General features: G+C 51.2%; 14 protein-coding genes. 9 read left to right on the top strand and 5 right to left on the bottom strand.

Annotation, left to right across the window (positions count from 1 at the left end):
• The first annotated feature begins 3 nt into the window (after window positions 1-3).
• From murJ to JNC77_RS02245, 4 genes are all read left to right on the top strand, one after another.
• Entirely contained in the window at window positions 4-1,575 is a 1,572-nt protein-coding gene (murJ, locus tag JNC77_RS02260; RefSeq protein WP_374829086.1) for a murein biosynthesis integral membrane protein MurJ, read from the top strand.
• A gap of 181 nt (window positions 1,576-1,756) precedes the next feature.
• Window positions 1,757-2,824 (top strand): tryptophan--tRNA ligase, encoded by a 1,068-nt coding sequence (trpS, locus tag JNC77_RS02255; RefSeq protein ID WP_374829085.1) that lies wholly within the window; start codon window positions 1,757-1,759, stop codon window positions 2,822-2,824.
• Between the two features lie 83 nt (window positions 2,825-2,907).
• A complete protein-coding gene (locus JNC77_RS02250) occupies window positions 2,908-3,399 on the top strand; it encodes a universal stress protein (protein WP_374830433.1) in 492 nt (163 codons plus the stop codon).
• A 213-nt stretch (window positions 3,400-3,612) separates the two neighbouring features.
• Window positions 3,613-4,182 carry a NifU family protein gene (locus tag JNC77_RS02245; RefSeq protein WP_374829084.1) on the top strand — a complete coding sequence of 190 codons (570 nt, stop codon included), beginning with the start codon at window positions 3,613-3,615 and terminating at the stop codon, window positions 4,180-4,182.
• Window positions 4,183-4,266: 84 nt separating this feature from the next.
• Here the strand turns inward: JNC77_RS02245 and JNC77_RS02240 are convergent, their stop codons facing one another.
• The 4 genes from JNC77_RS02240 to hrpB all read right to left on the bottom strand — a co-directional run bounded on the left by JNC77_RS02240 (window position 4,267) and on the right by hrpB (window position 9,615).
• Window positions 4,267-4,887: a L,D-transpeptidase gene (locus tag JNC77_RS02240; RefSeq protein ID WP_374829083.1), complete on the bottom strand. Its 621-nt coding sequence runs from the start codon at window positions 4,885-4,887 to the stop codon at window positions 4,267-4,269.
• 239 nt (window positions 4,888-5,126) lie between these two features.
• Entirely contained in the window at window positions 5,127-5,690 is a 564-nt protein-coding gene (locus JNC77_RS02235; RefSeq protein WP_374829082.1) for an ActR/PrrA/RegA family redox response regulator transcription factor, read from the bottom strand.
• Between the two features lie 92 nt (window positions 5,691-5,782).
• The gene (locus JNC77_RS02230) at window positions 5,783-7,081 is read right to left on the bottom strand and encodes an ActS/PrrB/RegB family redox-sensitive histidine kinase (RefSeq protein ID WP_374829081.1); all 1,299 of its coding nucleotides are present in this window, start codon (window positions 7,079-7,081) and stop codon (window positions 5,783-5,785) included.
• Between the two features lie 86 nt (window positions 7,082-7,167).
• A complete protein-coding gene (gene hrpB, locus JNC77_RS02225) occupies window positions 7,168-9,615 on the bottom strand; it encodes an ATP-dependent helicase HrpB (RefSeq protein WP_374829080.1) in 2,448 nt (815 codons plus the stop codon).
• A 167-nt stretch (window positions 9,616-9,782) separates the two neighbouring features.
• On the opposite strand from hrpB, the gene JNC77_RS02220 reads away from it, so the two are divergent.
• From JNC77_RS02220 to gyrB, 5 genes are all read left to right on the top strand, one after another.
• Window positions 9,783-10,076, top strand: coding sequence for a metal/formaldehyde-sensitive transcriptional repressor (locus JNC77_RS02220; protein ID WP_374829079.1), 294 nt, complete (start codon window positions 9,783-9,785; stop codon window positions 10,074-10,076).
• A 29-nt stretch (window positions 10,077-10,105) separates the two neighbouring features.
• A complete protein-coding gene (locus tag JNC77_RS02215) occupies window positions 10,106-11,218 on the top strand; it encodes an S-(hydroxymethyl)glutathione dehydrogenase/class III alcohol dehydrogenase (RefSeq protein ID WP_374829078.1) in 1,113 nt (370 codons plus the stop codon).
• Entirely contained in the window at window positions 11,218-11,682 is a 465-nt protein-coding gene (locus JNC77_RS02210; RefSeq protein ID WP_374829077.1) for a GNAT family N-acetyltransferase, read from the top strand. Before JNC77_RS02215 ends, JNC77_RS02210 begins: the two co-directional genes overlap by 1 nt.
• Window positions 11,683-11,757: 75 nt before the next feature.
• The gene (gene fghA / locus JNC77_RS02205; RefSeq protein WP_374829076.1) at window positions 11,758-12,594 is read left to right on the top strand and encodes an S-formylglutathione hydrolase; all 837 of its coding nucleotides are present in this window, start codon (window positions 11,758-11,760) and stop codon (window positions 12,592-12,594) included.
• A gap of 310 nt (window positions 12,595-12,904) precedes the next feature.
• Window positions 12,905-15,340, top strand: a complete 2,436-nt coding sequence (gyrB, locus tag JNC77_RS02200) for a DNA topoisomerase (ATP-hydrolyzing) subunit B (RefSeq protein ID WP_374829075.1) — start codon at window positions 12,905-12,907, stop codon at window positions 15,338-15,340.
• A gap of 265 nt (window positions 15,341-15,605) precedes the next feature.
• Here gyrB and JNC77_RS02195 read toward each other — a convergent pair whose 3' ends face one another.
• Window positions 15,606-17,474, bottom strand: coding sequence for a DEAD/DEAH box helicase (locus tag JNC77_RS02195; protein ID WP_374829074.1), 1,869 nt, complete (start codon window positions 17,472-17,474; stop codon window positions 15,606-15,608).
• Window positions 17,475-17,535 lie beyond the last annotated feature (61 nt).

Raw genomic sequence — 17,535 nt, 5'->3', positions numbered from 1 at the left:
CCTATGAGCTTGGTTAAAAAATTCGCAACCGTTGCATCAGGCACATTGATGAGCCGCATTTTCGGCTTCACCCGTGAAATGATGATGGCGGCAGCGCTCGGTACCGGCCCTGTTGCGGATGCATTTAATGCGGCCTTTCGTTTTCCTAACACTTTCCGTCGTCTTTTTGCCGAAGGTGCGCTCAACACCGCTTTTGTGCCGCTCTTTTCCAAAGAGATCGAGAAAAACGGCATGGAAGGCGCCGCCAAGTTTTCTGAAGAAGTTTTCGGTGTGCTGTTCACCATTTTGCTGGTGCTGACTATCGTCATGGAGCTTTCCATGCCGTTTTTGGTACGCACCATTATCGCACCGGGCTTTGTTGATGATCCGGTCAAATATGATCACACCGTGCGCTTGGCCGTCATCATGTTTCCGTATCTTGCCTGTATGTCGCTGGCGGCAATGATGGGCGGGATGCTCAACACCTTGCATCGCTTTTTTGCAGCCGCCATTGCTCCGGTTTTCCTCAACATCATCCTCATCGCCGTGCTGGTCTGGGCATGGTGGCAAGGTTATGATGCCCTTGATATCGGCCTTAGCCTTTCATGGGGCGTAATGGCGGCAGGTTTGGTGCAGCTTGCAATCGTTTGGGGAGCAGTACGTCATGCAGGTATTAAAATCGGTTTCCGATTTCCCAAACTCACCCCCAATGTGCGCCGATTACTGGTGCTGGCATTGCCTGCCGCCATTACCGGCGGCATCACCCAGATCAATCTGCTGATCAATACCAATATCGCCTCATCACAAGATGGCGCGGTTTCGTCCTTGGTTTATGCCGATCGTATTTCGCAATTGCCGCTTGGCGTAGTCGGTATTGCCGTTGCCACCGTTTTGCTGCCCGAATTATCGCGCGCCCTTCAAAGCGGAAATGAAAAGGAAGCCGGTAATTTACAAAACCGCTCGGTTGAATTCACATTGTTTTTAACCCTGCCTGCGGCTGCGGCTTTGCTGGTTTTTTCCGAGCCAATCGTGCGTCTATTGTTCGAACGCGGCAAATTTGGCACAGAGTCGACAGCAATTGTTTCTCATATTCTGGCCATTTACGGTATTGGCTTGCCAGCTTTTGTCTTAATCAAAGCCTTTTTGCCTGGCTTTTTTGCCCGTGAAGACACGCGCACGCCAATGATTTTTGCCGGTATTGCAGTGGTCATTAATGTATGCCTCGCCCTTACATTATTCCCGATCTGGGGTGTTCGGGGCATTGCCACCGCAGAAGTGGTTGCTGGCTGGGCAAATGCAATTCTGCTTTTGAGCCTGCTGATTTATCGCGGCCATTGGGGTTATGATGCGCAGCTTATCAGCCGCATTCCGCGTCTGATTTTGTCAGCAGCCATCATGGCCGCCATGCTTTATTTTGGCGCACATTATCTGTCTGATTATTTACAGAAAAGTGCGGGCTTTGTAATACAGGCTTTAACCGTTGGTCTGCTGGTTATCTGTGCAATGATTGTCTATTTTGGCGCAGCTTTTGCCAGTGGTGGTGCAAGTTTTGCCATGTTGCGCAACAGTATACGCAGAAAATCAAAAGCCGCCTGAATCTAAAAAGAGCTTGCTTGCACACTTGCACTCTGGCACGAGTGCTCCTGTTAAAGAGCGTCCGCATGCGTCCAAACCACATACGTCGCTCTTGATATAACCAAGTCAGAGTATGTCAGATCATTAAAGACATGAAAACGATACTCGCCCGGCTTTCCAACAGCTTGAGGAAATACCCATTATGAGTGGCTTTAAAGAACGAATTTTTTCCGGTGCCCAGCCAACCGGTAATCTCCATCTTGGTAACTATCTTGGCGCCATCAAACGCTGGGTTGAATTGCAGGATGACCATGAGTGCATCTATTGCGTTGTGGACATGCACGCACTCACCATTTCGCCGGATCCGGCAGAACTGGCACAGGCCACCCGCGAATTGACCGCAGCCTATCTGGCCGCCGGAATTGATCCGAAAAAGAACATGGTTTTCAACCAGAGCCGCGTCATCCAACACGCTGAACTGGCATGGGTATTTAACTGTATTGCACGTATCGGCTGGATGAGCCGCATGACGCAATTTAAAGATAAAGCCGGTAAAGACCGCGAAAATGCGTCGCTCGGTCTCTTCGCTTATCCAAGCCTGATGGCTGCTGACATTCTGCTTTACCGCGCCACTCATGTGCCGGTTGGCGACGATCAAAAACAGCATCTGGAACTGACCCGCGACATCGCACAGAAATTCAACAATGACTATTGTGCCCGTATTGCCGATCTCGGCATTGGTGTAGAAATGCCCGTTGGCGATGAAATTGTCACCGGTTATTTTCCGCTCACCGAGCCGATGATTTCAGGCCCTGCCATGCGCATCATGTCGCTGCGTGACGGCACCAAGAAAATGTCGAAATCTGATCCGTCTGATTTGTCGCGCATCAATCTGATTGATGATGCAGAAACCATCACCAGGAAGATCCGCAAAGCCAAAACCGATGCGGATGCGATCCCTTCAGAACTGACAGGTCTGACAGGTCGCCCTGAGGCTGACAATCTGATCGGCATTTATGCAGCTCTTTCAGGTGTTTCCAAAGAAGACGTTTTGCGTGATTTCGGTGGCAAACAATTCTCCGAATTCAAGGCATCGCTTGCCGATCTGGCAGTTGCGCAAATGTCGCCGATTACACAGGAAATGCGTAAACTGATCGCAGACCCTGCTTATATCGACAGTGTGCTGAAAGATGGTGGCGAACGCGCCGGTGTGATTGCAGAGCAGACCATGAAAGATGTCCGCAATATTATCGGCTGGTTGCAGAACTAAGCTTATTCAATAATCGACAAGCGCCATGCTGATTTCTCATTATGGCGCTTGCAGCAAGCGTAATGAAATGGCAAATTGCGCAAATGGTTTCAAAACGACTGAGCCGGGAAGCCGGACACCGCCGCAAATTTCTGGTTATTATTGATGATACGCCTGAATGCGGGCGTGCTGTCGCTTATGCATCAAAGCGCGCTAAAAACACCGGCGGCGCGCTCGTCTTACTGTTTGTCATTGATACATCCGATTTCCAGCATTTTTTAGGCGTCGGTGAGATCATGCGCTCCGAAGCTGAAGAACGCGCCCGATTGGCACTGGAAAAACTTTCGGCACAGGTGCGTGAAAAGCAAGGACTTGAGCCTGAGCTGATCGTGCGAGCCGGTGAAACCACGGAAGAGTTGCAAAGCCTTGTCGAAGAAGATCAGGATATTGCCATTCTGGTGCTGGCCGCTGCGTCGGGCAAAGATGGCCCCGGCCCCCTTATCCAGATGCTGGCCGGAAAAAGTGCATCTTTCCCTATTCCCGTCACGGTAATCCCTGCCAATTTAAGTGACGAAGATATTGATGCCGTCGCCTGAACACACTATATTGATAAGAATTCTCATGTTTAATCCGCTATTCTGATATTGATGATGACATGATCAGGCTTGCCTCCTAGCTCATCTGGGTATATTAGAATAGTTCCAAGGTGTGATATATCCGACAGCGGTTGGAATATTCCGATCATCTCTATCGGCAGACATTAGCAGCGTGAAAAACCGCTTCAGAGCTGCCCAACGCGGGAGAACGACGTGTTCATCCAGACTGAAACAACGCCAAATCCGGCGACATTGAAATTTCTCCCCGGCAAAGTTGTTTTGCCTGAGGGCACAGCTGATTTCCGCAGTGCGGAAACTGCGGCAGACGCTTCTCCGCTTGCGGCTAAATTGTTCTCCGTACCCGGCATTACCGGCGTCTTTTTCGGCTATGATTTTATCACAGTCACCAAAGAAGACGCTGAATGGCAGCATTTGAAGCCTGCGGTTCTCGGTACCATTATGGAGCATTTCATGTCCGGCGCGCCTGTGATGGCTGGTGCCCGCGCACCGGCTGCGACCGATCATACGGCTGATGAATTTTTTGATTCGGGCGACCGCGAAATTGTCGACACCATCAAAGAATTGCTGGAAACCCGTGTGCGCCCTGCCGTTGCACAAGACGGCGGCGATATTACCTTCCGCGGTTTTGAAAACGGCGTTGTTTACTTGCATATGAAGGGCGCTTGCGCCGGTTGCCCATCTTCAACGGCAACTCTGAAACACGGCATCCAGAACCTTCTCAAGCACTTTGTGCCGGAAGTTTTGCAGGTCGAAGCGATCTGATCTGATTACCTCACATCATATTAAAAAAGCCGTATGAAACTCTGTCTCATGCGGCTTTTTTGATTTTAAATTGCAATAATGAATTTAAAGCACGGTAACCTGCGCATCTTTATCGACACGGTCGTAAAGATCCATAATGTCTTGGTTCATCAGGCGGATACAACCCGAAGACATCGACTTGCCGATTGTCCACCATTCCGGTGTGCCATGCAGACGATAGCCGGTATCGCCGTTTTTATTGTGCAGATAAAGTGCACGGGCACCCAGCGGATTTTTCAAACCCGGCCCCATGCCATTACGATATTTTGCCAATTCAGGCTGACGCTTGATCATCGGTGCTGGTGGTGTCCATGTCGGCCACTCACGCTTGGCAGCAACGCGTGCCGTGCCTGACCAGCCAAAGCCTTCACGCCCGACACCAATGCCATAACGCACGGCTTTATTATCTGGCAGCACATAATAGAGATGCTTGTCCTTGGTATCGACCACAATCGAACCAGGCTTTTGCGTGGTTTTATAAGTGACAGTCTGACGACGATATTGCTCAGGTATCTTCTCTTTGGGAATCGCTGGCAATGTATAGCCTGCATCTGTGACTGCCGGATAAGACGCCGTTGCCTGAAACGGCGAACCGGTTGTTGAGCAAGCAGCCAAAAGGCCGGTCAGAGTAATCGCGACGGGTATTTGCAATGATTTGAATTTCATAAATTCCCCCGAATATACAAGCCGCTTCCGCACTCGAACCGACTGATCTCTGCCCAATGTGCAATAGATATAGTTAAACTTCTATTAACTATACTTATTAACTTTTAAATGGGGGATTCTTTTAAATATAACAACGCTTTTTACTGCTGATTATCAAATCCATAAAACTACACTAGATAAGCAAGGGCAGAATCAGTCTTACAGATTGATTCTGCCCAATCGTATAGAGCCTTTAGAAATCAGCGCGGAGCGCGTTTGGCAAGAATACGCTGCAAGGTGCGGCGATGCATGTTCAAACGACGTGCCGTTTCTGAAACATTGCGTTCGCACATTTCATAAACACGCTGAATATGCTCCCAGCGGACACGATCAGCCGACATTGGATTTTCCGGTGGAATCACTTTTTCACCCGGTCTGCGGGTAAGTGCCGCAAAAACCTCGTCTGCATCGGCCGGCTTGGACAGATAATCAACCGCACCCAGTTTGACCGCATTGACTGCGGTGGCAATATTACCGTAGCCGGTGAGAATAATGGCACGTGTATCGGCACGTTTGGCACGGATTGCCTCAATGATATCGAGACCATTTCCGTCACCCAAACGCATATCCACAACGGCATAAGCCGGTGCGCCAGCCTTTACGGCGGCAAGACCCTCTTCAACCGATTCTGCTGCGATCACGTTAAAACCACGGCTTTCCATAGCACGTGCCAGACGTTGCAAAAACGGCTTGTCGTCATCGACCAGAAGAAGAGAAGGATCGGTGCCGATTGCTTCACTGTCGTCCTGAATCAAGTCGTCCATCAGGTTTTCCTACTCGGTTTTTTTATTTCCTTATTGTAGCCCTGCGGCAAAAAGTCAAATGAGCAATTTGAAAAAATGCTTGCGAACCGTATTTATTTCACATTTCCGGCTAAAATATCACGGGACCAGACCACTCGGATTTCCGCGCCCTGCCCCGGATTGCTTCTATTATGGAAGCTTATATGGGCGCCCGAACGTTCCAGTAACGTTTTCGCGATGAAGAGGCCCAATCCCAAGCCGCCGCCATTATGGCCGTTCTCACGACTGGTTGTGTAAGGCTCACCGATTCGCTCCAGAATTTCCGGTTTGAAGCCCTGCCCGTCATCCTGAATGATGACGCGCACTTCCGTTTCGCTCCAGCTCCATGAAACTGTTGCTTTTTCACGGGCAAAATCCACCGCATTTTCAATCAGATTTCCAAGCCCGTATAATAGCCCCGGATTGCGCCGCACCACCGGCTCAGGTTTTGAGCCTTCCTGGCGTACCACTTCCAGATCAATGCCGAAATTACGGTGCGGTGCGACCACCTCCTCGATCAATGAAGAAAGCGGCATACGTGACATATGTTCTTCATTTTCGGATGAAAGGCTAGTGAGACGCTGCAAAATCTCGCGGCAACGCTGCGTTTGTGATTGCAACAGGCTGATATCGTCGGCTAGCCCCTCGTCTTTGGCGTGGGAACGCTGCATCTCCTTAACCACCAAAGCGATAGTGGCCAAAGGTGTGCCAAGCTCATGCGCAGCAGCAGCCGCCAATCCGTCCAAAGCCGTCAAATGATGTTCGCGCTGCAAAATCAGTTCGGTTGCCGTCAACGCGTCACCGAGCTGGCGCGCTTCTTCAGCAATCCGGTAAGCATAAACACCGGTAAAGCCAAGCGTTGAAATGACCGCGCTCCATATGCCCGCCACCAGCAAAAACGGCAGTTCCAGCACCGTATCCGGATACCACGGCAGATTGAGATGATAAAAAGTGAGATATGTGGTGCAGATTGTCACCAACAACCCAAGTACAATCGTATGGCGTTTGGGCAATGAGGTTGCTGAAATAATCACCGGCACAATCATCAAGATCGTAAACGGATTTTGCAAACCACCGGTCAGATATAACAGCCCTGCCAATTGCAACACATCAAAGCCCAGCACAAAGCTGGCGGCCGTCGGATTTAAGCGATGGCTGACCGGATAACGAAAGCTCAAAAGCAGATTAAGCCATGCGGAGAGTGCAATCAGTGCAAAACAAATACCGACAGGAAACGGAAAGCGCAGATAAAGCGCCACAAACATCACCGCGGCCGTTTGTCCGGCAATCGCCAGCCAGCGAATACGCACCAGCGTAGTCAGGCGCGGACGCCGCGACTGGCTTGAAGCGCGGCTGTGAAAATCTGTCTGCATGACCACTCCGTACCATTTTTTTGTTGACCATATAAGGCAAGTTTTAAATCAAGGTAAGTCCTGCCAGTTCGTTTTCCGCGTCCGCCTCATTGCCCGCGTGGCTTGGCGCGGCCTGTCGGTGGCGCATTGGCCGGGTCTTCCGGCCAGACATGTTTGGGATAACGACCGCGCATATCGGCGCGCACATCCGCCCATGAGCCCGCCCAAAAACGCGGCAAATCCCGCGTGATCTGGATCGGCTTATGTGCCGGCGACAATAGTTCCAGCACCAGCGGCACTTTGCCATCGGCGATGGAAGGATGAGTAGTCAGGCCAAACAATTCCTGCACCCTTACAGCAATGACGGGCTGATCGGCATCATAACGGATGGTGATATTGGAGCCTGTCGGCACTTCAAAACTCACCGGCGCCAGTGCATCAATTTTGCGCTGCAAATCATAAGGCACCAGCAAACGCAGACCATTGCTGATCGTTGCAAACGGAATTTTATCGAGCCGCGCTTCACCTGTTAAAAACGGTAACAACCAATCTTCAAGCCTGTCGATCAGCGTTTTATCATCCATTGCAGGCCACGGCTCGCCTAATCCCTGGTAAAGCCAGCTTAAGCGGCAACGCAGGGTTTCAGCCTCTTTGCCCCAAGGCAAAATCTGCAATCCATATTGGCGCACTGTATCAATGACGCCTAAATCCGCTTCTTCACCCGAAGGAGCAGCCATTTGTTTTTCCTGCAAAGCAAACTGACCAATACGCGTTGCTTCACGGGCACGCAGACTGTTTTTCTCTGCGTCATAGAGAACTTGACGACCGGTTTTGATCTTGTGTCCCAAAACAAACCTGATCTCTGCTTCACTCACCTCGGCTGCGGCCAGAATGCGGCTGCGATCAGCGCGCCCTGTCAGTTCCGCCACCACCAACCACGACGCTTTGGATAAAGATGATGCAGCGTCTATCTCGCCGCCGCGACCATTGGCCAGTACAAATTGCCCCGCGGCACCGCGCGGCTTGGCCAGACGATCAGGATAGGCATCGAGCAACAAGCGCCCGATGCTAGAGGTCTCACCATCGGAATTGCCGCCTATACGCTTGGCTAATTGCTTGGCACGTTGCGCTCGGTCGGAGCGATCTTGTTTAAATTTGCGGAAACGCTCTTCCAGATCGATATCGGAGCCGCCTAGACCACGCTCGGTTAATAAAAGCGCCAGTTCAGCAGCATAGAGCCCTTCACCACGCGGCTTGGCTTTTGCCACCATATGGGCAAGGCGCGCAGGCAAAGCCAGTTCACGCATTGCTTGGCCGTCAGGGGTCAATCGACCATCGCCGTCCAATGCACCCAGTTCCATCAGCAAATTGCGTGCTTCATTCAATGCTGGCCGTGGTGGCTCATCTAAAAACTGCAATTCTGACGGATCATTTACCCCCCAAGCCGCACAATCCAACAATAAGCCGGATAAATCCGCTTCCAGAATTTCCGGTGTACTGAACGGCGGCAACGAAGCCGTCTGCCCCTGATGCCAAAGCCGGATGGCAATGCCTGCTTCAGTTCGCCCTGCGCGCCCTGCCCGCTGATCGACCGCCGCACGTGAGGCACGAACCGTTTCAAGGCGTGTCAGACCGGTTGCCGGTTCATAATGCGGCACACGGCTCAAACCGCTATCAATCACCACCCGCACACCATCAATGGTCAGCGAGGTTTCGGCAATCGATGTAGCAAGCACGACTTTGCGCTTACCCTCAGGTGAAGGTTTGATTGCTGCATCCTGATCGCGCCCTTCCATCGCCCCATAAAGAGGGCAAAGCATGATATTTGCGCCCAAAGACGGCTCCAGCAAACGGGCAACCCGATCGATCTCGCCTTGGCCGGGTAAAAACGCCAGAATACTACCCGTTTCATCAAAAAGCGCATCGCGAATGGCCTGCGCCATTGCATCCTCAACCCGCTCCTGTGGTTTGCGCTCGCGGTAGCGGATATCGATAGGGTAACTGCGGCCTTCGCTTTTGATCACCTGTGCATCATCGCCCAAAAGTGCTGCCACCCGCGCACCGTCAAGCGTTGCCGACATCACCAAAATTTTTAAATCAGGACGTAATGCGGCCTGCACATCCAGCACTAAAGCAAGGCCGAAATCCGCGTCTAAACTGCGCTCATGAAATTCATCGAACAGAACAGCCTTGACGTCTTTAAGCTCAGGGTCCTCCAAGATCATACGGGCGAAAACACCTTCAGTCACCACCAGCACGCGAGTGGAGGCACTTGTCTTGTTTTCAAGCCGCATCCGGTAGCCGACCGTTTGCCCGACCTCCTCCCCCAGCAATTGCGCCATGCGCTTGGCGCTCGCACGCGCCGCAATACGGCGCGGCTCAAGCACAATGATCTTATCCGCACCTGACCAGTCCTGATGCAAAAAATGCAATGGCACCAGCGTTGTTTTACCGGCACCGGGAGGTGCTACCAGTACATGTTTATTGCCATGCTCCATAGCTTGATCCAGCTGCGGCAATATATAGGTGACAGGTAGATCAGGTAAGCTTCGCAATAAAAATGCCCATCTCAATTTGCACTTGCCAGTGAAGACGTCAAATAAAAGCTCTGCACCAGTTTGACGGAGTTTGTCCAGTATAAACGCGTGCCAAAATCCACCATTGACATACTCCCCCATAGTATATAGTTTTTTAGTATCAAGCTTTAAAGGGCTTTCACATCATGCCGCACACACCGGAAGAGAAAAAACGCGTCATCACCCGCCTGCGCCGCATCAAAGGTCAGGCGGAAGCGCTGGAACGTGCGGTTGATACAGGCACGGAATGCGGTGCATTATTGCAGCAGCTTGCAGCCTTGCGCGGTGCAGCCACCGGATTAATGGCGGAAGTGCTGGAAAGCCACTTACGTGAAACTTTTGGCGCAGCCAGTGCTGATGCAGGCAAAGCAGTGCCGCTTGAAAAAGCCGAAGCCGAAATTGACCAGATCATGCGGATCATCCGCAGCTATTTAAAATAAAAATCAATAATCCGCGAGGAGAAACAAAAATGAAATCACGCGCAGCTGTGGCATGGGAAGCAAATAAGCCGCTAACCATCGAAACTATTGAAATCGGCGGCCCGAAGCCGGGTGAAGTGCTGGTGGAAATTATGGCAACCGGTGTTTGTCATACCGATGCCTACACCCTTTCCGGCCTTGACTCGGAAGGTAAATTTCCGGCCATTCTCGGCCATGAAGGTGCGGGTATTGTCCGCGAAGTTGGTGCAGGTGTGACCACTTTGAGACCGGGCGACCATGTCATTCCGCTTTACACACCGGAATGCCGCTCTTGCAAAACCTGCCTGTCGCAGCGTTCCAATCTTTGCACCTCCATCCGAGCCACCCAAGGCCAAGGGCTGATGCCGGATCGCACCAGCCGTTTTTCCTGCGACGGTGGCGAGATCTTCCATTATATGGGTTGCTCGACCTTCTCCAACTTCACTGTTTTGCCGGAAATCGCATTGGCAAAAGTGCGTGAAGACGCACCTTTCGACAAAATCTGCTATATCGGCTGTGGTGTTACCACCGGTATCGGCGCTGTGATTTACACCGCAAAAGTACGTCCGGGCTCCAATGTGGTGGTGTTCGGCCTTGGTGGCATTGGCCTTAATGTTATTCAAGGTGCGCGCATGGTAGGTGCCGACAAGATTATTGGTGTCGACATCAATCCGGCAAAAGTGGAAATGGCGAAGAAATTCGGCATGACCGACTTCATCAACCCGCGCGAAATCGGTAATGACAAAGTGGTACAGGCCATTCAGGATTTAACCGACGGCGGCGCGGATTATTCATTTGATGCCACAGGTAATACCGATGTGATGCGTCAGGCGCTCGAGTGCTGCCATCGTGGCTGGGGTGAATCAATCATCATCGGCGTGGCGGAAGCCGGCAAAGAAATTTCTACCCGTCCGTTCCAGCTTGTCACCGGCCGCGTCTGGAAAGGCACAGCATTTGGTGGCGCGCGTGGCCGCACCGATGTGCCGAAAATCGTTGACTGGTACATGGAAGGAAAGATCAATATTGATGATCTCATCACCCATAAAATGCCTTTGGAAGAGATCAACACCGCTTTTGATCTGATGCATGAAGGCAAGTCCATTCGTTCGGTGATTACATTCTGATGACGCAAAAGCACTTCACCTCTCATTGGGGCGAGCTCGACGATCTGACCCCGCGCGCAGTTTATACCATGCTGAAGCTGCGCGTGGATGTTTTCGTGGTCGAACAGAATTGCCCCTATCCGGAAATTGACGGCAAAGACTATGATGCCTTCCATTTGCGCCTGTTGGATGGTGACGAACTTGCAGCCTATTTGCGGGTTCTACCACCGGAAAGCGAAGGCAAACCGGTCAAAATCGGGCGCGTTGTGGTGGCAGAAGGTTATCGCGGTCACAAACTCGGGCACCGCCTGATGCAAGAAGCAATAGAATTTATACAAAAGCGCTTCCCTCATCAAATGACAGAACTTGGCGCACAAAGTCATTTGCAGAATTTTTACGGCTCATTTGGCTTTATTCCGATATCGGATGAATATCTCGAGGATAATATTCCGCATATCGACATGCGCCTAGCCCCACATATCTGATGACAATCAAGCAGCGCCATTTTTTAACTTGAATGGCGCTCTTGTTCATACAGTTTTTGCTTTGGAGGAATATCTATGGAAACCATTTCAACAGCCAAAGCCTTTGGCGGCAAACAAGGCGTCTATCGTCATAAAAGCGAAGCCTGCCAATGCGATATGACATTTGCAATTTTTTTGCCACCACAGGCCGAACAAGGACCTGTACCGGTTTTATGGTATCTTTCCGGCCTCACCTGTACCCATCAAAATGTGATGGATAAAGGCGAATATCGCCGCATGGCTGCAGAACTGGGCATCGCTATTATCTGCCCCGATACCTCACCACGGGGCGAGAATGTTCCGGATGAAAAAGACAACTGGCAGTTTGGCCAGGGTGCCGGTTTTTATCTTAATGCCACCCAAGCCCCATATGATAAAAACTATCAGATGGAGCGCTATATTAGCCAAGAACTACCCGCACTGATCGCGCAGAACTTTCCGGTTGATTTCACACGTCAAAGCATTTTCGGCCATTCGATGGGTGGGCATGGCGCCATTATCATCGCGCTTAAAAATGATGGATTGTTCAAATCGGTTTCAGCTTTTGCGCCAATTGCCCAGCCCTCCACCGCCGGATGGTCAAAGCCTGCCTTTGAGAAATATTTAGGCTCCGACCAATCACAATGGCGCTCTTACGACAGCACACTTCTGATTGAAGATGGCCACCGTGTACCGGAACTGCTGATTGATCAAGGAACGGCTGATGGTTTTCTTGATGATGGTTTGCGCCCTTGGATATTGGAAGAAGTTTGTAGAAAAGCCAACATTCCGCTGACGCTCAATATGCGCGAAGGTTATGATCATTCTTATTATTTTATTTCCACATTCATGGATGATCATTTGCGCTGGCATGCGGCAAGACTATTTGCGTAAACTACAATTTCAAAATTCTCAAAGCCCCTCAACATGGTTGTTCAGGGGCTTTTTTCATGCGTAAAAATTATCCGGCTCTGACGTTTTTACCGGTACAACAGTGCTTTTGTTGAAAAGAAGCATAAATCCTCAAAAAACACGCTAAAAGTGATGAGAAATCCACTTAAATCGTGGCTATAAATTTGGAGAAAACGGCGCGAGAGCCTATATTGAATTCATATATGTCGTATGATTCGACAAGGTAATTTGGTGCGGCTTTTTCAAAGATGTACCGGAAACCATTATCGTAACAGATAATCGAAAGTTTTTCATGACCGAGACACCAGAGATGACCCCTGAAGCAACTCCGGATTATGGCGCTGACTCTATCCGGGTGCTCAAAGGCCTCGATGCCGTGCGTAAACGTCCTGGCATGTACATTGGCGACACAGATGACGGCTCCGGCCTGCACCATATGGTGTACGAAGTCGTTGATAATGCTATCGACGAAACACTTGCCGGCCATGCAACACTGGTCACAGTAACACTCAACGCCGACGGTTCCTGCACCGTCACCGATAATGGTCGTGGCATCCCGACCGACATCCACAAAGAAGAAGGCGTTTCTGCTGCCGAAGTTATCATGACCCAGCTTCACGCGGGCGGTAAGTTCGACCAGAACTCCTATAAAGTTTCCGGCGGTCTGCATGGTGTGGGTGTTTCTGTTGTGAACGCCTTGTCGGAGTGGCTGCGCCTGAAAATCCGCCGTGGCGGCAAAATCCATGAAATGAGCTTTACACACGGCGTAGCCGATGCACCGCTTATCGTGACCGGCGATGCAGGCGATGAAAAAGGCACCGAAGTATCCTTCATGCCATCGACCGACACATTTACCATGGTCGAGTTTGACTATGAAACTTTAGAGCGGCGCCTGCGTGAATTGGCGTTTTTAAACTCCGGTGTGCGCATTCTTCTCACCGACAAACGCCCTGCCGATCATCGCATGGAAGAGCTCCATTATGACGGCGGTTTGCAGGCTTTTGTGCGCTATCTGGATCAGAGCAAAAAACCGATCATTGAAGAGCCGATTTATATCCACAGCGAGAAAGACGGCATGACCGTTGAAGTTGCAATGTGGTGGAATGATACCTATCACGAGCGGGTTTTGTGTTTTACAAACAATATTCCGCAACGTGACGGCGGTACACATTTGGCTGGCTTCCGCGGTGCGCTGACCCGTCAGCTGACCGGCTATGCGGAAAGCTCCGGTATTGCCAAAAAAGAAAAAGTCACGATGACCGCCGATGATTGTCGTGAAGGTTTGACCGCGGTTCTTTCCGTCAAAGTGCCTGATCCGAAATTCTCGTCACAGACCAAGGACAAGCTGGTTTCGTCAGAAGTGCGCCCTGTTGTGGAAAGCCTCGTCAATGAAGCGCTTTCAATCTGGCTGGAAGAACATCCGACCGAAGCCAAATTGTTGATGAGCAAAATTGTCGAAGCAGCAGCAGCGCGTGAAGCAGCACGCAAAGCGCGTGATCTGACCCGCCGTAAAGGCGCGCTGGACATCACCTCGCTGCCAGGCAAACTTGCCGACTGTCAGGAACGTGATCCGGCTAAATCAGAAATCTTCATCGTTGAGGGTGATTCTGCCGGTGGTTCCGCCAAGGGTGGCCGTTCGCGTCAAAATCAGGCGATTTTGCCGCTACGCGGTAAAATCCTCAATGTGGAACGTGCCCGTTTTGACCGTATGCTTGGCTCCGATCAGGTCGGAACGTTGATTACAGCGCTCGGCACCTCGATTGGTAAGGACGAGTTCAATCCGGACAAATTGCGCTATCACAAAATCATCATCATGACTGACGCGGACGTCGATGGTGCACATATCCGAACCCTGCTTTTGACCTTCTTCTTCCGTCAGATGCCGGAACTGATCGAACGTGGTCATATTTATATCGCCCAGCCTCCGCTTTACAAAGTAACGCGCGGCAAGAGCTCGCAATATATCAAGAACGAAGCAGCCTTTGAGGATTTCCTCATTGAAACCGGCCTTGAAGAAGCATCCCTTGAATTGAAGGGCGGCGAAGTGCGTGCAGGTCACGATCTTAAAAATGTGATCGAAGATGCGCGCATGTTGCGCCAGCTTTTGCAAGGTTTGCACACACGTTATGATAAGCGCGTTGTGGAACAGGCAGCCATTGCCGGTGTTCTCAACCCTGAATCGGTTGCCAATGACGAGAGGACGCAGGCCTCTGCCGATGCAGTGGCCAAGCGTTTGGATTTGATTGCAGAAGAAACCGAACTTGGCTGGACTGGCCATATCCATGAAGATGGCGGTTATCGTTTTGAACGCACATTGCGTGGCGTAAAAGATATTCTCGTGCTTGATATGAGCCTGATTGGCTCTGCTGATGCGCGCCAGATCGACCGCCTCACCGAGCGTTTGAAGGAAGTTTATGCCGAACCACCGATCTTGCGTCGCAAAGACAAGAGTGAGGAAGTTTCCGGCCCGATGTCACTTCTGGATGCAGTTTTTGCCACCGGCCGCAAGGGCTTGAGTTTGCAGCGCTATAAAGGTCTTGGCGAAATGAACGCCGAGCAGCTGTGGGAAACAACTCTTGATCCAAATGCACGTTCGCTGTTGCAGGTGAAAGTCACAGATGCCACCGACGCGGACAGCCTCTTCAGCCGTCTGATGGGTGACGAAGTGGAACCACGCCGCGAATTCATTCAGACCAATGCGCTGAATGTGGCCAATCTGGACGTTTAAGCTTGGCTGAAATACCTATTAAAATAAAACCGGAGCCAACATAGCTCCGGTTTTTTTTATGCTCTTAAGTGCCAATTTTAATGACAATAAAAAAGCCCACCCGAAATGTTTCGGGCGGGCTTTTCATTATTCTAAATGTCGAAGTTAAGCCTCAGAGATTTTTAGAGCGTTTCGCACTTAATCGCACTCAATGTGTTCGCTCTAAAACTTTCTTTTAAGCATGTCTTCATCCCAAAACCGGCGCCCACTTTTGGGAGACATGCTCTTAATCCTCGCGGCGCGGTTTCTTTTTGAAAGAACCTTCACCGTCTCTTTTGCCACCCTTTGGCTTGTCCCAGCCACCGCGCTTAGGACCATCAAAAGATGGTTTGCCACCGAAACGGTCGCCCTTAGGCTTAAAACCGCGTGGTTTGAAATCGCCGTCATCACGACGTGGTGCAGCAACGCCACCATCATTGGCCTGACGAATGACCAGACCTTTTTCACCGGTTCCGTGCTCTTGCACATTTTGGAAAAACTCACCGGATTTTTCGGTCAGAATTTCAAAACGGGTTTCATTATCCAGAATGCGGATAGAGCCAACTTCACGCTTGGTAATACCGCCCGCTTTACAAATCAAAGGCAGCAACCAACGCGGATCAGCGCGGTGTTTACGACCAGCTGAAAGCGAGTACCAAACACCATCAAAACGTGGACCACGTTCCTGACGCTCGCCACCAAAGCGGTCGCCACGTTCGCCACGGCCACCACGATCGCCGCGATCATTACGGTCATTACGTTCGAAACGGTCATTACCGCGGCGGTTTTCCAATGGACGGATCTGTGCATCGGACAATTCTTCCGGCACAGGACGCAGAGACAATTCGCGAGCCAGATATGCACTGGCGATCTGTTCCGGCGTGTAACGTTCCTGCAAGGTTTTCAGAAGATCGTGATGCTCTTCATCCAAAGCCTCGACCTGCTCAACTTCGTTAAGGATACGCTCGTTGTTCTTGGCCTGAACCGCGGCAATACCTGGTGCCGGCATTGTTTCGGCGCTCAGTTTTGCCATTTGCAACAAACGCTCAGCCGAACGGCGGCGAGAGAAAGGCACAACAAGAACACAAGTTCCTTTACGACCCGCACGACCGGTACGGCCGGAGCGGTGCAGCAAAGTTTCAGGGTTGGTCGGCAATTCAGCGTGGATCACCAAATCCAGATTTGGCAAATCAATACCGCGAGCAGCAACGTCAGTTGCAACGCAAACGCGGGCACGGCCATCACGCATGGATTGCAGCGCATTGTTACGCTCGGCCTGACTCAACTCACCGGAAAGGGCTACAACCGCAAAACCACGGTTAGACAAACGGCTTGCCAAATGCTTGACTGCTTCACGGGTGGCGCAGAAAATAATTGTATTTTGTGCATCATAATAAAGCAGCGTATTGACGATGGCGAGGTCGCGCTCATGTGGCGGCACAACCATGGCTTTATATTCAATATCCACATGCTGGCCAGCTTCACCGGCAGCAGTGATGCGCAATGCATCACGCTGAAAGCGCTTGGCAAGCAATGCGATTTGTTTTGGTACTGTGGCCGAGAACATCAATGTGCGGCGGTCTTCCGGCGCTTCACCCAGAATGAATTCCAGATCATCACGGAAACCAAGATCAAGCATTTCGTCGGCTTCGTCAAGCACAACAGCTTGCAGCGTCGACATATCAAGTGCATTGCGGGTGATATGGTCGCGAAGACGACCGGGTGTGCCGACCACAATATGGGCACCCTGTTCCAGCGCGCGGCGCTCAGAACGGATATCCATACCGCCAACACAAGAGGCAATACGTGCACCGGTCTGGGCATAGAGCCATTCCAGTTCACGACGCACCTGCAAAGCAAGCTCACGGGTTGGTGCAATAATCATTGCCAAAGGGGTGCGCGCCGCACCAAAACGTTCTTTACCGTCCAAAAGCTTGGCAGCAATAGCAATACCAAATGCAACGGTTTTACCGGAGCCCGTCTGGGCAGAGACTAAAAGGTCAGTATCGGCCGCTTCGGGTGCCAATACTGCCGTTTGAACGGCAGTAAGCGAGGCATAACCACGAGCGGCAAGAGCGCCGGACAGAGCCGGAGCGATTGTTTCAGGCAGGGACATGAATGACTTTCGAAAAAAGAATTCCACATCCGGGACGCAAAGATCGCCTTGGCACGACGGA

Origin of the sequence: Paenochrobactrum pullorum (assembly GCF_041929845.1) — a bacterium.
GTDB lineage: Bacteria > Pseudomonadota > Alphaproteobacteria > Rhizobiales > Rhizobiaceae > Paenochrobactrum > Paenochrobactrum pullorum.
Note: the sequence above shows the minus strand (reverse complement) of the source record. Positions and strands in the feature narration are given on the sequence as shown.

What these genes read in the sequence shown, in the direction of transcription:
- murJ (WP_374829086.1), top strand. Translation starts at nt 4, where the DNA reads ATGAGCTTGGTTAAAAAATTCGCAACCGTTGCATCAGGCACATTGATG.
- trpS (WP_374829085.1), top strand. Translation starts at nt 1,757, where the DNA reads ATGAGTGGCTTTAAAGAACGAATTTTTTCCGGTGCCCAGCCAACCGGT.
- JNC77_RS02250 (WP_374830433.1), top strand. Translation starts at nt 2,908, where the DNA reads ATGGTTTCAAAACGACTGAGCCGGGAAGCCGGACACCGCCGCAAATTT.
- JNC77_RS02240 (WP_374829083.1), bottom strand. Translation starts at nt 4,887, where the DNA reads ATGAAATTCAAATCATTGCAAATACCCGTCGCGATTACTCTGACCGGC.
- JNC77_RS02235 (WP_374829082.1), bottom strand. Translation starts at nt 5,690, where the DNA reads ATGGACGACTTGATTCAGGACGACAGTGAAGCAATCGGCACCGATCCT.
- JNC77_RS02230 (WP_374829081.1), bottom strand. Translation starts at nt 7,081, where the DNA reads ATGCAGACAGATTTTCACAGCCGCGCTTCAAGCCAGTCGCGGCGTCCG.
- JNC77_RS02220 (WP_374829079.1), top strand. Translation starts at nt 9,783, where the DNA reads ATGCCGCACACACCGGAAGAGAAAAAACGCGTCATCACCCGCCTGCGC.
- JNC77_RS02215 (WP_374829078.1), top strand. Translation starts at nt 10,106, where the DNA reads ATGAAATCACGCGCAGCTGTGGCATGGGAAGCAAATAAGCCGCTAACC.
- JNC77_RS02210 (WP_374829077.1), top strand. Translation starts at nt 11,218, where the DNA reads ATGACGCAAAAGCACTTCACCTCTCATTGGGGCGAGCTCGACGATCTG.
- fghA (WP_374829076.1), top strand. Translation starts at nt 11,758, where the DNA reads ATGGAAACCATTTCAACAGCCAAAGCCTTTGGCGGCAAACAAGGCGTC.
- gyrB (WP_374829075.1), top strand. Translation starts at nt 12,905, where the DNA reads ATGACCGAGACACCAGAGATGACCCCTGAAGCAACTCCGGATTATGGC.
- JNC77_RS02195 (WP_374829074.1), bottom strand. Translation starts at nt 17,474, where the DNA reads ATGTCCCTGCCTGAAACAATCGCTCCGGCTCTGTCCGGCGCTCTTGCC.